This window comes from Nonomuraea sp. B1E8 (assembly GCF_039871515.1).
In the GTDB taxonomy this organism is placed as follows: Bacteria; Actinomycetota; Actinomycetes; order Streptosporangiales; family Streptosporangiaceae; genus Nonomuraea.
This window is the reverse complement of record NZ_JBDPLS010000008.1, coordinates 192940-207465: the sequence shown is the minus strand read 5'-3', so window position 1 is coordinate 207465 and position 14526 is coordinate 192940. Positions and strand designations below refer to the sequence as shown.

At 71.6% G+C, this 14526-nt stretch carries 12 protein-coding genes; 7 read left to right on the top strand and 5 right to left on the bottom strand.

The features are described from left to right. Positions 1 to 244: 244 nt before the first annotated feature. Positions 245 to 1171: a hypothetical protein gene (locus ABGA98_RS26305; protein ID WP_347621075.1), complete on the bottom strand. Its 927-nt coding sequence runs from the start codon at positions 1169 to 1171 to the stop codon at positions 245 to 247. Positions 1172 to 1458: 287 nt separating this feature from the next. On the opposite strand from ABGA98_RS26305, the gene ABGA98_RS26300 reads away from it, so the two are divergent. Next, on the top strand, positions 1459 to 2937 hold the full coding sequence (locus ABGA98_RS26300) for an Nramp family divalent metal transporter (RefSeq protein ID WP_347621074.1): 1479 nt from the start codon (positions 1459 to 1461) through the stop codon (positions 2935 to 2937). A 76-nt stretch (positions 2938 to 3013) separates the two neighbouring features. Here ABGA98_RS26300 and ABGA98_RS26295 read toward each other — a convergent pair whose 3' ends face one another. From ABGA98_RS26295 to ABGA98_RS26285, 3 genes are all read right to left on the bottom strand, one after another. Continuing rightward, on the bottom strand, positions 3014 to 4042 hold the full coding sequence (locus ABGA98_RS26295) for a hypothetical protein (protein ID WP_347621073.1): 1029 nt from the start codon (positions 4040 to 4042) through the stop codon (positions 3014 to 3016). Positions 4043 to 4083: 41 nt separating this feature from the next. Next, positions 4084 to 4287, bottom strand: coding sequence for a hypothetical protein (locus tag ABGA98_RS26290; RefSeq protein ID WP_347621072.1), 204 nt, complete (start codon positions 4285 to 4287; stop codon positions 4084 to 4086). A 74-nt stretch (positions 4288 to 4361) separates the two neighbouring features. Beyond that, positions 4362 to 5327 (bottom strand): sporulation protein, encoded by a 966-nt coding sequence (locus ABGA98_RS26285; protein ID WP_347621071.1) that lies wholly within the window; start codon positions 5325 to 5327, stop codon positions 4362 to 4364. 288 nt (positions 5328 to 5615) lie between these two features. Between ABGA98_RS26285 and ABGA98_RS26280 the strand changes: the two genes are divergently transcribed. The 3 genes from ABGA98_RS26280 to ABGA98_RS26270 all read left to right on the top strand — a co-directional run bounded on the left by ABGA98_RS26280 (position 5616) and on the right by ABGA98_RS26270 (position 9218). Further along, positions 5616 to 6656, top strand: a complete 1041-nt coding sequence (locus ABGA98_RS26280; protein ID WP_347621070.1) for a PP2C family protein-serine/threonine phosphatase — start codon at positions 5616 to 5618, stop codon at positions 6654 to 6656. Positions 6657 to 6807: 151 nt separating this feature from the next. Next, complete coding sequence (locus tag ABGA98_RS26275; protein WP_347621069.1) at positions 6808 to 7677, top strand: hypothetical protein; 870 nt, start codon at positions 6808 to 6810, stop codon at positions 7675 to 7677. A gap of 104 nt (positions 7678 to 7781) precedes the next feature. After that, positions 7782 to 9218: an L-fucose/L-arabinose isomerase family protein gene (locus ABGA98_RS26270; protein WP_347621068.1), complete on the top strand. Its 1437-nt coding sequence runs from the start codon at positions 7782 to 7784 to the stop codon at positions 9216 to 9218. Here ABGA98_RS26270 and ABGA98_RS26265 read toward each other — a convergent pair. Continuing rightward, positions 9215 to 10411, bottom strand: coding sequence for an SGNH/GDSL hydrolase family protein (locus ABGA98_RS26265; RefSeq protein ID WP_347621067.1), 1197 nt, complete (start codon positions 10409 to 10411; stop codon positions 9215 to 9217). The two genes, ABGA98_RS26270 and ABGA98_RS26265, sit on opposite strands and share 4 nt — an antisense overlap. A 118-nt stretch (positions 10412 to 10529) precedes the next feature. On the opposite strand from ABGA98_RS26265, the gene ABGA98_RS26260 reads away from it, so the two are divergent. The 3 genes from ABGA98_RS26260 to ABGA98_RS26250 all read left to right on the top strand — a co-directional run bounded on the left by ABGA98_RS26260 (position 10530) and on the right by ABGA98_RS26250 (position 14447). Beyond that, positions 10530 to 11147, top strand: coding sequence for a TetR/AcrR family transcriptional regulator (locus ABGA98_RS26260; RefSeq protein WP_347621066.1), 618 nt, complete (start codon positions 10530 to 10532; stop codon positions 11145 to 11147). A gap of 32 nt (positions 11148 to 11179) precedes the next feature. Further along, on the top strand, positions 11180 to 12118 hold the full coding sequence (locus ABGA98_RS26255) for a phosphotransferase (RefSeq protein WP_347621065.1): 939 nt from the start codon (positions 11180 to 11182) through the stop codon (positions 12116 to 12118). A 124-nt stretch (positions 12119 to 12242) separates the two neighbouring features. Then, the gene (locus ABGA98_RS26250; protein WP_347621064.1) at positions 12243 to 14447 is read left to right on the top strand and encodes a SpoIIE family protein phosphatase; all 2205 of its coding nucleotides are present in this window, start codon (positions 12243 to 12245) and stop codon (positions 14445 to 14447) included. Positions 14448 to 14526: the final 79 nt, after the last annotated feature.

Below are 14526 nucleotides of genomic sequence, written 5' to 3'. Positions count from 1 at the left end.
TGGGCGGTATCCAGGCGGCCGGGATCACGGGGTCCCGCGTCGCCGGCGGCGTCGCCCGGAGGGGGGACCGGGCCGGCGCCGGAGCGCCGGGGCGGCAGTGTCACAAGGTCGTCAACAGGCAGGGGAGCCCGGGACTTCTGGGGGAAGGGTCCCGGGCCACGTGGCGGTGTCCCGGGACCGCACGAATCGGCCCGGACAGGATCGGACCGACCCTTGTCAGCGCCGGCTCAGCCGAGCCGTCCGCTCAGTACTGGCCGTGCCAGATGCCAGGCCAGGCGTACGGGTTCCCCCAGGGGCGGTAGCCGTGGTGCGGCCAGCCCCAGTGGTGGTGCGGGCGGAAGCCATGGTGGTGGCGGTCACCGTCGTGCCCGCGCTTCCAGTCCCTGGCGTACCTGTCGTCCTCCATGGCCTCCAGGTCGGTGGTGTCGTGCTCCTCTGCGCGCTGGGCGTCCTCGGAGTGCCAGGCCTCTTCGGACTCGGCGGCGTCCTCGGAGTGCCACCCCTCCTCCGACTCAGCGGCGTCCTCGGAGTGCCAGGCTTCCTCGGACTCGGCGGCCTCCTCCGAGTGCCACCCCTCCTCCGACTCAGCGGCGTCCTCCGACTCCCAGGCCTTCTCCGCCTGCCAGGCCTCCTCCGACTCGGCGGCCTCCTCCGACTGCCAACCCTCATGGGCCTGCCCGGCCTCCTCAGAGTGCCAAGCCTCCTCAGTCTCGGCGGCTTCCTCCGACTCCCAGGCCTCCTCGGACTCGCCGGCCTCCTCCGACTCCCAGGCCTCCTCAGCGGCCTCCTCCGAGATCTCCGCCTCCTCCGACTCCCAGGTCTCGTACGACTTCTCCGACTCGCGGACGTCCTTGGCGGCTTCGGCCTTCTCCGCCTTCTCGACCTCCTGAGCGTCCGCGACTTCCTGGTTCTCCGCGGTCTGAGCCGTCATGTCGCCGTAACGGAATGCCTTCCGCTTGTGGTGGCGGTCGGTGTGCTCGTGGCGGTCGGAGCAGGCCTCCTGGTCGTGACGGAACGCGTGGACACCCCAGCGGTCGATGCGGAGTGTGTGGGTGGCGTCGGACACGCTCAGGCCGCAGGTGACCTCATCGGCGTGGGCAGGAGCGGCTATGGCGACTAGCGCGGCGGCGGTGGCCAGAGCGCCACCTGTGGCTATGAGCTTACTTCTCACGTTCTCCCCCTGTTATCACGAAGTGACAAGCGTTAATCACTCTATGTAGCCACTCTCGTAACGTGGTGTAACGCCACGCGAGGAACGTCTCACCGCTTTGCCGGATGTCTCGGGACAAGATCGACGCTTACCCGGCAGCCCCGCTGCTCGCCGGAGTGCCCTGTCCCGGCCCGCCGCGCGATCGTCCAGCGCGCGCCGGGACGCTCGTCGCGAGCGCGTTCCGTACGCATGATTGGGTCTTGCTGCCGCCGTGGTTCGGGATCACTGTGAACGCAGGAGGCAGTGAGATGTCGCACCCACTCGGAGTCAGCCGCCCGGATCTCGAAGTCACCGACCTGCCCACGCCCGAGGAGGTCTTCAAGGTCTCCACGATCGGCCCCAAGGAACTCTTCAAGTACGCCGTCGGCCCGAGCCTGATCGCTCTCGGCATCTCGATCGGCAGCGGCGAGTGGCTGCTCGGCCCCCTGAGCGTGGGCCAGTACGGCTTCATCGGCGTCGGCTGGGTGATCCTGGTCTCGGCGCTGCTGCAGACGTTCTACAACGTCGAATGTTCCCGGTACATCCTCGCGACGGGTGAGACGCCGGTCGTCGGCTGGGGGCGGGTGCCGCCGGGGTGGCCGCTCTGGGTGCCGCTCTCGGTCGTGATCGTGATCTTCGCGTTCATCGCGGGAGGCTGGGCCTCGTCGGCGGGGGACGGTGTGTACGCGCTGATCCACGGTACGCCGCCGCCCGCCGGGGAGCTGGAGCCGCGCTGGTGGGCCGTCGCCCTGCTGGTGCTGGTGTTCGTCATCACCGCGCTGGCCCGCCGGATCAGCCGCGTGCTGGAGCTGGCGAACTGGGTGATGGTCGGCGCCGTCCTGCTCGCCCTGCTGGCCGTGGACCTGCTCGTGGTGCCGTTCAGCCAGTGGTGGGACGGCATTCTCGGTTTCATCACCCCGGCCGCGCCGCCCGAGGGGATCACCGCCACGCAGCTCGGCGGCCTGGCGGGGTTCACCGCGCTGGCCTCGGGCCTCAACTGGTACGTCATGGGCCACTACCGCGACAAGGGCTACGGTATGGGCCACCGGGTCGGCTTCATCGCCGGCCTGCGCGGCGAGCGGCGCGAGATCCTGGCCAGCGGCGTCACGTTCCCCGACGACGAACGCAACCGGGGACTGTGGCGCAGGTGGTACCGGCTGCTGATGGTCGACATGTGGGGCGTGTTCTTCGTCGGCGCCATCCTCGGCATGCTGCTGCCCACGATCCTCATGTCGCACGCCGTCACGATGTCGGGCGAGAAGCCGACGCGGGAGAACGTACCGACGTTCGTGGCCTCCGTGCTGGGCGCGGAGTACGGGCAGGCGGTCTTCTTCATCGGGCTCCTGCTGGGCGTGCTGGTGCTGTTCTCGACGCAGCTCGGGATCTTCGAGGCGATGGTCCGGGTCACGACGGACGCGGCCAACGCCACGAGCCCGCGCCTGCGCGCCCTCATCCAGGGTGACCCGCGGCGCTTCTACTACCCGTTCATGATCGTGCTCCTGATCGTCATCTCGATCATCATCTTCCAGTCGCTGCCGGTGGCCCTGGTGGAGTGGTCGGCCAACATGTCGAACCTGGGCGCGCTGCTCTATCCGTTCCTGCTGATGTATCTGAACAGCAAGCTCCCGCGCCCGGCCCGCCCACGGCCGTGGCACTACGTCATCCTCGTGCTGAACTTCCTGTTCTTCGGGTTCTTCTTCGTCAACTTCATCTCCGACTTCATCGGGGATCCGCTGGTGACCTTCTAACCGCTCCGGAGCTCCGCAGGCGGGCCGACGCTCGGCATGAGGAAAGGGCGCGCCGGGCTCCGGCGCGCCCTTTCCCTCAGCGGCGGAAGATGTCCAGCAGTTCCTCGGCGCGCGGGGTGCGGGCGATCCACACCTCGCGGCCGCGCCGCTCCCTGCTGATGAGCCGGGCGGCGATGAGCCGGTCGCAGTGGTACGTGATGCTGCTGGGCGCCACCTGCATGTCGCCGGCCAGCATGCTCATGGTCATGGGCTGTCCGATCGCGCAGAGCAGGTCCGCGCGGACGGGCCCCATCAGCGCCGACAACTCGCCGTGCGCCGTCCCCGCGGGCCGGTGCCAGAGCCGGTCCGCTCCGGGCACCGGGTAGGCGATCCACACCGCGTCCTCGTTGTCCAGGCTGACGATGACCGCGTCCTTGCCGGCCAGCATGGGCACCAGGACGATCTTCCTGTCGCCCAGTTCGTACGCGCTGGACTCGACGTCGGCGATGAGCAGCCCGCGCTCGCCGTACGTGATGCGGTGGTTGAGCGCGCCGAGCAGCAGTTCCGGGCCGCCGCGGACGGAGGCGACGCCGACCCGCCGGATCTCCCTGTCCAGCAGGGGGCGGGCGCGGCGCCACAGCGGTTCCGTGGTGTCCCAGACGTCGGCGAGGGCGCCGGCGTAGCCGTGCAGCCAGCGGTCCGGCCGCTCGGCCGCGGGACGCCAGTGGGCCGGCAGCGGCCTGTCGCCGAAGGCCTGCTCCAGGTCCTTGATCAGGGCGTCGCGCGGGAGGTCGCGCAGGGCGTCGATCTGGTCCTGCACCGAGACGTCGCCGCCGGTGGGCGTACGGGGCACGAGGCTGTCGGGGACCACCGAGTAGCCGGGGGCGGCGAGCGGCCGCACGGCCTGGTGCCCCTGCGGCCGGACGCGCGAGCTGATCGTCTTGCGCCAGAGCTCCGGCAGCCCGCGGCGGCGTCCGGCGAGCGCGTCGGAGATCATCGCCAGGGCGGTGAGGTGCGGTGAGATCGAGATGGACAGCTGGGGCGTGGAGGTCATGCGCAGTTCGCTCCACACAGCGGTGCTGGTTACGTCGGACTCCTTGAAGTCGGGGAACTCGATCAGGTGCACATCAACCTATTCCTGTCGCTTTCTCCTGACTTACAGTCCGGTTACACGTTGAACCGGCAGGTCAGCGCACGCGCAGGAGGCGGGCGGCCCACGGGCGACCACCCCTTCCAGCAGCCCATCGCCGCGACCACGGCGGGCACGAGCACGGCTCGGCCGAGGGCGCGCGACCTTCCACGCACGCCGGCGAGCGCGCGGGTCACGGCGTCCGGGTCGTACGCGGCGGTGTTGAGGCCACTTCGGCTCACACGTTGCCGCCGCGCCCGCCGCCTGCCCGTCGACCCCTTGACCGGCCAGGCGGCGGCGTGTGTTCAGCGGCGGGTCACCACTCGCCGCCCTCCTCCTCGTCGCCCTCGAAGAACTCCTCGACGACCTCCTCCACGACCTCGCCCGCCACGAGACCGCCGACGACTCCCGCCGCGCCGGCCGCGGCGACCATGCCCAGGCCGGGCCCGCCGTGGTGCCCGCCGTGGTGCCCCTCGTGGTGGCCGTAGTGCTCGTGGTGACCGCCGTGCCCGGCGTACTGCGACAGGCCGTCGAGCCAGCGGCCCAGCTCGCCCGCCCAGTCGGTGACGAGGGCGTCGTCGTGGCTGACGTGGAAACGGCCGATGGCGTCGCTGGAGGAGTAGTGGCCTGCGCGCTTGTCGGCCTCGAGCACGACCTGCAGCCCGGCCGGGTCGGCCACGAAGGTCACCTCGACCTCGCGGACCACCCCGGAGTAGGGGCCGGACGCGTAGAACTCGATCTCCTGGTAGAACGGCAGCTCCTGCCGCACCCCGTAGAGCTGCCCCGCCTCCAGATCGGCCGACTTGAAGCCGAATCCGAGCTGCAGGAACGCCTCCAGGATGCGCAGCTGCGAGGGCAGCGGCTCGACCGCCACCATGTCGAGGTCGCCCTTGTCGACGGCCTTGGCGATGGCCAGCTCGGTGCGCACTCCCACGGCCATGCCGGTCAGCGGCCGCCCGCCGATCTCGCTGATCGGCGTCTCCCACGGCACGGGGAACGCGAAACCGAGGATCCGCTCCTCCCCCTTGGCCAGCGTGAAGGGACCGGAGACCTCGGTGCGGGAGAACTCGCCGAGCCCTGCCTGCTCGCCCTCGCCGTGCTCGATCTCGACCCGGGCCACCAGCCCGAGCGTGATGTGCTCGATCTCGGCGTCGAAGTCGCCGCCTTTGAGCCGTACCTCCCCTTCCAGCGTGCCGCCCGGCCGGGTCCGGGCGGTGGACAGGACGGTGTCCACCGAGGGCGCGCCGACGCCGAAAGCACCCAGCATCCGTTTGAAGACCACGACTCTGTTCTCCCTGTTGCAAGATCGGTTGTGTGCCGCTGACCCAACGATCTGTACCCGGCCGGAGTTCCGCTGGTCCAGCAGGTGCCGGAAGCGTCCTTCATGTCTGTTTCGTCGCCTCTTCGTGGAGCCTCGCCCGTACGAGGCCGTCCCGCGCGGCCCGCAACCGACATGCGTTGAGCCATGCTTGTATATGGCCAATCATTGATGTTTCATTTTTCGTTGACCGGGATCGGTGGGCTGACAGTGGGCCGTGCGAGACGCGCACATGGCGACGCGAGGGGGCAGATGAGATCCCTGCGGGCTCTGCGGTGGTTGCCCTTCGCCGTCATGTTCTGCGTCGCCGTCCTCGACGTGCTGGCGGGGCCGACACTGGTGTTCCTGCCGCTGCTCACGCTGGGTCCTGCCTTCGCCTCGCTGTCGGGAGGGGTGCGGCGGACCTCCGCGGTGGGCGCGGTGGCGCTGGCCATCTGCCTGTCCCTGGCGTCCTACAGCGACCTGGTGCTCCACTGGCAGAACAACCTCACGGTCGTCAGCATCGCGGGCGTGACCGCGGCCAGCATGCTGGCCGCCCACCTGCGGCTGGAGCGCGAGCGCGAACTGGCCAGCGTCAAGCAGATCGCCGAGGTCGCCCAGCGGGTGCTGCTGCGGCCGGTGCCGCGGCGGGCGGGAGATCTGCAGGTGGCGCTCTCCTACACCTCGGCGGCGGCCGAGGCCCAGATCGGCGGCGACCTGTACGAGGTCGTCACGACGCCGCACGGCGTCCGCCTGCTGATCGGCGACGTCCAGGGCAAGGGCCTGGCCGCGGTCGAGACGGCCGCCTGGGTGCTCGGCGCCTTCCGCGAGGCCGCCTATGACGAGGCCGAGCTGACCGACATCGGCGAGCGGTTGGAGGTCAGCCTGACCCGGCACCTCGACGACGAGCAGTTCGTCACGGCGACCGTCGCCGAGGTGCACGCGGGCGAGATGACGCTGGTGCACTTCGGCCATCCGCCGCCACTGCTGATCAGGCCCGACGGCACGTGCGCCACGATGGACCCGCCCGAGCAGGGGCTGCCGCTGGGCCTCGGCGCCCTCGACGCCGCGGCGGTCAAGCCCCAGCGCATCCCGTTCGGCGAGGGCGACCGCATCCTGTTCGTCACCGACGGCGTCATCGAGGCCAGGGACACGGCGGGCGAGTTCTACCCGCTCACCGACCGCGCAGGCATCCTGACGCTCTCCGACCCGCAGGCCGCGCTGGACGCGCTGCGGGCCGACCTCGTGGAGCACGTGGGCGGGCCGCTGCTCGACGACGCCGCGATGTTGCTGCTGCACCGCCGCGGCTCGTGAGACCCGCGTCGCCGAAGGACGCCGAACGATAACGATTGACTGTGAACCAGGCGCTCGATGCGGCCCGCCTCCTCAGCCCGTGGAACGCTACTGGCGGCATGTCGACGGGAGGATCGGTGAGGGTCGGGTGACTTCGGGTGACCGGCGAGGGATGAGGCGACGGCTCGGGCGGGCGGCCGCCTCGGCGGCGAGCGCCATGGCCGTGACGCTGGCCGTCACGAGCTGCTCGTTGCTGGGCCAGTCCCCGCAGCAGCGGCCTCCCACCGTGCAGAAGACCGCCGCCGCGCCCCAGGCGTCGCCGAGCGCGAGCGGCGTGGCGGGGAAGCCGCCGCAGGTGGAGGACGGCTGGCCGCGCTGGGGGTTCACGCACACCGGCGTCAGCGCCAACAACGTCACCCGGGAGTTCGAGCAGCGGGTGGCCGGCCGGTTCGCCGAGACCCCGATGCTGCAGAACCAGCACATCATGGGCTTCGGGGCCTTCAACCCCGAGCCGCGCCCCGGGCAGTACATCTGGGAAGACCTCGACAGCCGGATGAACCTCATGAGGCAGTCGGGCGCCACGCCGGTCATCACGCTCTGCTGCGCCCCCGACTGGATGAAGGGCGGCCCCGAGGGCCCGACGTCGGAGGAGGGCTGGGCCGAGCACCTGGAGGACGCCCCCTACCCCGAGCACTTCGACGACTTCGCCAAGCTGTCGGCAGCCGTCGCCACACGGTACGAAGACGTCAAGTACTTCATGGTGTGGAACGAGTTCAAGGGTTTCTGGAAGGACCACGCCAAGCCCGCCGACTACAAGGGGTACACCGAGCTGTACAACAAGGTGTACGACGCGGTGAAGGCGGCGCGGCCCGACGCCCGGGTCGAGCTGGAGGCGGTCGCCTCCTCCGATGCCAAGGTCAGGGTGCTGGCCCAGCCGGAGCAGCTGCTGCTGGTCAACACCTCCGACGGCCAGGTGACGACGACCGTCGCCGGCACGCGGTTCACGCTCAAGCCGTACGAGATCAAGTGGAGCGGCCGGTGACCGGGGCCGGGGAGATTAAAACGTGTCAAGACCGCCCGCAGGCCCCTTGACCATCTGCTGCCGCCACAATACCGTCCCGGTGAGGCCGATCCAGGTAAAACGTTTTGCGCGGTGAAGCCGCGCCGGAGGGCAGCACCATGGCCAGCACCAGGCAGGTACGCGTAGGGCTCGTGGCCGGAGGGCTGGGGGCGTACTGGCCCCAGTTCCCCGACCTCCTCCCCCAGCTCCAGCAGTCGGCGGCGCGGGTCTCGGAGCGCATGAGGGAGCTGGACGCGGAGATCGTCGACGTCGGGTTCATCTCCGACGCGCAGGAGGGGGCGGTCGCGGCCGAGAGGTTGCGGGCCGCCGACTGCGACCTCATCGTCGGCTTCCTGACCACGTACATGACGGCCACGATGCTGGTGCCGATCGCGCAGCGCAGCGGCGCGCCCGTGCTGCTGATCAACCTGCAGCCGACCGAGTCGATGGACCACGCGACCTTCGACACCGGCCAGTGGCTGGCCTACTGCGGCGCCTGCCCGCTGCCCGAGATGGCCAACGCCTTCCAGCGGTGCGGCATCCCGTTCCGCTCGGTGTCCGGCTACCTGGAGGACGAGCGGGCCTGGAAGCGCATCGGCGGGTGGGTGCGGGCGGCCGCCGCGAGGGCCGCGCTGCGGCACGGGCGGCACGGCCTGATGGGCCACCTCTATCCCGGTATGCTGGACGTTTCCACCGACCTGACCCTGGTGAGCGCGAACTTCGGCGGGCACGTCGAGGTGCTCGAGTTCGACGACCTGCGGGTGCGCGTGGAGAAGGTCACCGACGCCGAGGCCGCGGCCAAGCGCGCGGAGACCGAGAAGATCTTCGACTTCGCCGACTCCGTCAACGAGACCGACCTCGACTGGGCCTGCCGCGTCTCGGTCGGACTCGACCGGCTCGTGGCCGACTTCGAGCTGGACAGCCTGGCCTACTACCACCGCGGCCTGGACGGTGAGACGCACGAGCGCCTCGGCGCCGGCATGATCCTCGGCGCCTCCCTGCTCACCGCCCGCGGCGTCCCCGCCGCCGGCGAGTACGAGCTGCGCACCAGCCTGGCCATGCTCGTCATGGACCGGCTCGGCGCGGGCGGCTCCTTCACCGAGCTCCAGGCGCTCGACTTCCACCGCGGTCACGTCGAGATGGGTCACGACGGGCCCGCCCACCTCGCCATCAGCGCCAGGAAGCCGCTGCTGCGCGGCCTCGGCGTCTACCACGGCAAGCGCGGCTGGGGCGTCTCGGTCGAGTTCGACGTCAAGCACGGACCGGTCACCGCGTTCGGGATCATCCAGCGCCGCGACGGGCGCTTCGCCTTCCTCGCGTCCGAGGGCGAGACGGTCGACGGGCCCCACCTGCAGATCGGCAACACCACCTCCCGCGTCGACTTCGGCCGCGACCCCGGCGAGTGGACCGACGAGTGGAGCGCCACCGGCATGTCACACCACTGGGCCCTCGGCACCGGCCACCGCGCCGGCGAGCTCAGATCCCTGGCCCATCTCCTCGACCTCGAGTTCGTCCAGATCTAGCCGGTGAGCAGGCCGGCGGGCACCGCGCCGGCCAGCGCCCGGTGGCCGGCGGGGTTGAGGTGCAGGTGGTCGCCCAGGTCGAGCTCGGCCAGGAGCCGGCGGGGCGCGGCCGGGTCGCGGGCCGCCCGGTCGAAGTCGATCACGGCGTCGAACCTCCCGCCGGTCCGGATCCAGTCGTTGACCGTCTGCCTGGCCGCCTCACGGTGGCCCGGGGCGTCGTCGTACGGGAGGTTGCCGCCGAAGGGCGTGAGCGTGCCGCCGTACACGAGGATGTCGTGCGCGTGCGCCCGGACGATGATCTGCTCGTAGGCGGCGATCAGGTCCTCGGCGACCCGCTTCTGCGCCGGGCGGGTGGCCGGCGCGGTGCCGATGTCGTTGACGCCCGCCAGCACGATCAACCACCGGACGCCGCTCTGGGCGAGCACGTCGCGGTCGAGCCGGGCCAGGCCGCCCGGGCCCAGGCCGTCGTCCAGCAGGCGGTTGCCGCCCGCGGCCTGGTTGGCGACGGCGACGCCCGCGGCGGCGCCCAGCCGGTCGAAGAGCCGGTCGGGCCAGCGGTCGTTGTGGTTGGTGGTGGAGCCCCTGCCGTCGGTCAGCGAGTCTCCCAGCAGGACGAGCGCGGCCGTGCCCGGCTCGGACCACACCTCCAGGGCGCTGAGGAAGTACCAGTGGTCGACGGGGGTCGCGTCCGGCAGGTCGGCGGCGGTGACGTGGTCGCCCGTCGCCAGGTAGGAGGTGGTCCTGGAGCCCGGGTGCGAGGTGACGTCCTCGGAGGCCTGCCCGTCGGCCAGGTGGAGGGTCACGGTGAGGACCGAGCCGGGCGCAGGCGCGAGATCCAGCGGGTCGGACACGACCTGCGCCCCGACCGGCACGACCGCGAAGGGCCTGCCGGAGAACGTCACCGGCCGCGCGGTCCCCGGCAGGATCGTGCTCACCCCGGCCCGCCCGCCTTCGGGCAGCGCCACAGAGGCGGCGGTGATGGGCAGCGGCGCCCCGCCGAACGCGTTGGAGAAGCGCACCCGCAGCCGCGACCCGCCCACCGACACCCGTACGCTCTGCCTCAGGGTGCTCCCGGCCAGCACCAGTCCGTCCTTCGTGTACGGCGGGGGCGGCATGTTGGCGGGCTCGGTGAGCTGCGGCATGGCCGTCCACGTGCTGACCCAGCGCCCGGGAGAAATGTTTCTCAACGACACCGAACATTTCTATCGGATCCGGGCCCGCCGGGCGAAAGCATGATCGGTAAGCGACTTTTACCCTGGCTTGCGGATCAAGTGATGTGCCGGTCGGCGCACCGCGCCTAGGGTCGCGTCCATGGACACTCCAGAGACCGGCGAACGGGAGGCGATCCTGAGGGCGGCGATCCGGCTGTTCGCCGCCCTCAGCTACGACGCGACGTCGATGGGGCTGGTGGCAGAGACCGCCGGGGTGGACGTGGCCACGGCGACCCGCTACTTCCCCACCAAGAGAGGGCTCTACCTGGAGGTCATGGAGCATGTCCTGCGGGTGCTCGCCGCCGGGGTCGAGCCGCCGGCCCGCGACGCGCAGACCGGCCCGCCGGAACGGAGGCTCGAGGCGCTGCACCGCTTCGTCGACGCGTACATCGACCTCTGCGCCGAACATCCCGAGATCCCCGCCCTGTGGGCGCACCGCTGGATGTCCGACGCCAGCGACATCGACCACCTGGAAGCGCACGACCTGCAGCCGCTGACCCAGCAGTTCGCCGACGGCTTCGCCACGCTCGCGGAGCCGGCCGGGGCCGACCCGTGGATGCTCACGTACACGATCGTGTGGTGCATCCACGGTTGCACGCTGAGCGGGATCCTCGACGGGACCGGCCACCGGATCGCCATGAGCGATCCCGAGTTGCTGCGGCGCTTCCGCGCTCACATGCACCAGCTGCTCGACCGTGCCCTGCGCCGGCCGGATTGACGGCCGGCCAGGTTGTAGACATGATCACCCGCATGGCTGATTCCGGAGAGGCCCTGAGCGAGCGGGCCGAGCAGGCGATGCGGGTGGCGGTCTCGGCCGGGCGGCGGCTGGGGCTGCGCGCGCTGGAGCCGCGCGTGCTGCACGACGTGTTCAACGTGCTGGTGCACCTCGCGCCCGACCCGGTGGTGGTCCGCGTGCCGGCCCTGGCCCTGGCGCCCGCCGCCGAGCAGGCCGGCCGCCAGCGGCGGGAGCTGGCCGTGGTGGGCTGGCTGGCGGACCAGGGCGCGCCCGTGGTGCCGCCGAGCCCTCTGGTGCCGCGCGAGCCGGTGGAGTGCGGCGGGATGTCCTTGACCTTCTGGCAGTACGTGGACGAGCGCGACCCCATCGCCGCCGCTTCCCCGGACGGGCTGGAGGACAGGTTCGCAGAGCAGACCGGGTGGGTGGCCGAGCTGCACCGGCTCATGGCCGGCTACCCCGGCGAGCTGCCGGTGCTGGCGCCGCTGGTGCCGGGGACGGCCCTGTCGCTGGCCGAGCTGCGCGAGAGGCCCGGCATCCTGACCGCAGCGGACCTGGACCGGGCCGATCGGGAGAACGCCGTGGTCGAGGCCCTGGCCCGTGACCTGCCCGGTTCGTTTCCCGGTGCCCGCCTGCAGGCCGTGCACGGTGACTCGCCGCCGTACAACGTGCTGCTGACGGCCGGGGGACACCTGTTCAGCGATTTCGAGGACGTCACGCTGGGGCCGGTCGAATGGGATCTGGCCGGTGCGGGGCCGCGCGCGGTCGAGGCGTACGAGCGGGCGGGCGGCGGGCCGGTGAACCGGTCGCTGCTGGAGTTCATGGAGGGCGCCCGGCTGCTCCAGGTGGTGGCGGCCCTGGCTCTGGCCGGACGGATGCCGAACCTGGCCGCCATGCTGGAGCCCCTGGTCGTGCAGTGGCGGGCCCGGCCTCCGCTGGAGTTGCCGTCCTCCTAGCGGGGCACGCCGGTCATATGCCGGATCGTCACCATCCCCTCACATGCAAAAGTGTATTCTGCCCGTATGTGGCACTTTGTCCGATTGCTGCTCCACTCGCTCATGAGCGAGGCGTGGTGAGGCCATGCACGGCGAGCACCTCACGGGCCCAGGCGGGACGAGCGCGTCGTCCCGCCTCGATGACCTGCTGATCGAGACCGTCAGCGCCGCGGGAGCGCACATCGGCATGGCGTACGTGCTGGACGAGGGCGGCCACGTCCTCGAGATGGAGTCGGCGGTGGGCATACCCGGCTCGATCGCCAGGGCGTGGGCGAGGGTCAGGGTCAAGACCGACTGTTCCATGCCGATCGCCGTGTCCATACGCGATCGGCGGCTCATCTGGGTCGCCGGCAGGGAGGAGCTGGCCCGCGCGTTCCCGGCCGCGGCGCTGGCCCTGCCGTACCACTTCGCGGCCGTGACCGCCCCCGTCTGCTCGGGCGGCGCCGTGTGGGGCGGTCTTGTGCTGCTGTGGCCGTCGGGACTCGCCTCCGGGCTCACCCCGCGCCAGCGCGACGTCATCGACCACGCCTGCGACGAGATCGGGGCCCTGCTCCGGCGGGCCGCCGAACAGGGCCACCCCGTCACCCCGCGACCCCAGCCACGGCTCCTGGACCCGCGTCCAGAGACCGGCACGGGCCTGCGCGCCCACCGGCTCGCGCTGGACTGCCTCAACCGCCTGCCGGAGGGGTACTGCTGCCTCGACACGGAGGGACGGGTGAGCCTCGTCAGCGCTCCGGCCGCCGAGCTGCTCGCCCGGAGCCCGTCGGAACTGCTCGGGCGGCCGCTGTGGAAGTCGCTCCCGTGGCTGAACGACCCCGCGTACGAGGATCGCTACCGGGCCGCGGTCGTCAGCCGGCAGGCCACCCACTTCACCGCCCGCGGCCCCGGCGCGCGCCAGCTCACCTTCCGCCTCTATCCGGGCCTGACGGGCATCACCGTACGCGTCGCGCCCGCCGGGGCCGCCCGCGGCGTCGAGCCGGGCCTCGTCGCCGGACCGGTGGCGCGCCCGGCCGTGAGCCCCGCAGCCGGCCCGGTAGTCGAGCCTGCCGCGGGCCCCGGGGTGGACGCCGCCCGGGAGCCGCGCGTGATGGCGCTGCACGAGATGCTGCACCTGGCGACCGCGCTGGCCCGTGCGGTCACCGCGCAGGAGGTGCTCGACCTCGTCGCCGACCACGTCATCCCCGTCTACGGCGCCCAGGCTCTGGCCATCCTCACCTGGCAGGACAACCGGATGCGCGTGGCCGCGTCGCGCGGCTACAGCCAGGGCGCCGTCGAGCAGTACGACAGCCGCCCCGTCATCCACCAGAACGGCCCGCCGGACCACTACGAAGCCAGCGAACCCGCGTTCTTCGCCACGTGGGACGAGCTCCGCCGGCAACGTCCCGACTCCATCCGCGCCGACGACATGAACGCCTGGGCGTTCCTGCCGCTCGCCACCTCGGGCCGGCCCTTCGGCACGTGCGTGCTCGCCTACGCCCGCCCGCACCACTTCAGCGGCGAGGAGCGGGCCACGCTCACGGCGCTCGGCGGGTTGATCGCGCAGGCGTTCGAGCGCGCCCGGCTCTACGACAACAAGCACCAGCTCGCCCAGTGCCTGCAGGCGAGCCTGCTGCCGCACCAGCTGCCCGAGATCCCCGGCCTGGAGGTGGCCGCCCGGTACGTGCCCGCCCTGCCCGGCATGGACATCGGCGGCGACTTCTACGACCTCATCCGCCTGAGCCCCACCATGGCGGCGGCCGTCATCGGCGACGTCCAGGGGCACGACATGAACGCCGCCGCCCTCATGGGCCAGGTGCGCACCGCCATCCACGCCCATGCCACCGCCGGGGCGCCTCCCGGCGAGGTGCTCGCCCACACCAACCGGCTGCTCGCCGAGCTGTCCCCCGACCGGTTCACCAGCTGCCTCTATCTCAGCATCGACCTGGCGGAGCGCACCGCGTGCCTGAGCAGCGCCGGGCACTTCCCGCCGCTGCTCAGCCGCGCCGGCGCCGCCACGCAGGTCATCGACGTCTCCCCCGGGCCGCTGCTCGGCGTCGACCCCGACGCCAAGTACGCCGCCACCGACCTGGTCCTCGACCCCGGCTCGGTCCTGACCCTCTACACCGACGGCCTCATCGAGGAGCCCGGGCTCGACCTGGGCGACGCCATCACCGGGCTGGCCCGCCGCTTCGCCCCCTCACCGGGCACTCCGCTGTGCGACCTCGCGTCGGCCCTCATCGAGACGGCCGCCGCCGACCACCGTACGGACGACATCGCCGTACTGCTCCTGCGCGGCACCGACCCTCAGTGATGGCTCTCGGGGTCCGCGCCGCCACCTTGCCGGCTTTCGCGCGGGTGCACAAGGAGCCGCGGATAATGCGTGGCACGCG

Bases quoted from the DNA above. Each gene is read 5' to 3' on its own strand.
- ABGA98_RS26260 (WP_347621066.1), top strand. From the start codon at position 10,530: ATGGACACTCCAGAGACCGGCGAACGGGAGGCGATCCTGAGGGCGGCG.
- ABGA98_RS26280 (WP_347621070.1), top strand. From the start codon at position 5,616: ATGAGATCCCTGCGGGCTCTGCGGTGGTTGCCCTTCGCCGTCATGTTC.
- ABGA98_RS26255 (WP_347621065.1), top strand. From the start codon at position 11,180: ATGGCTGATTCCGGAGAGGCCCTGAGCGAGCGGGCCGAGCAGGCGATG.
- ABGA98_RS26275 (WP_347621069.1), top strand. From the start codon at position 6,808: ATGAGGCGACGGCTCGGGCGGGCGGCCGCCTCGGCGGCGAGCGCCATG.
- ABGA98_RS26300 (WP_347621074.1), top strand. From the start codon at position 1,459: ATGTCGCACCCACTCGGAGTCAGCCGCCCGGATCTCGAAGTCACCGAC.
- ABGA98_RS26250 (WP_347621064.1), top strand. From the start codon at position 12,243: ATGCACGGCGAGCACCTCACGGGCCCAGGCGGGACGAGCGCGTCGTCC.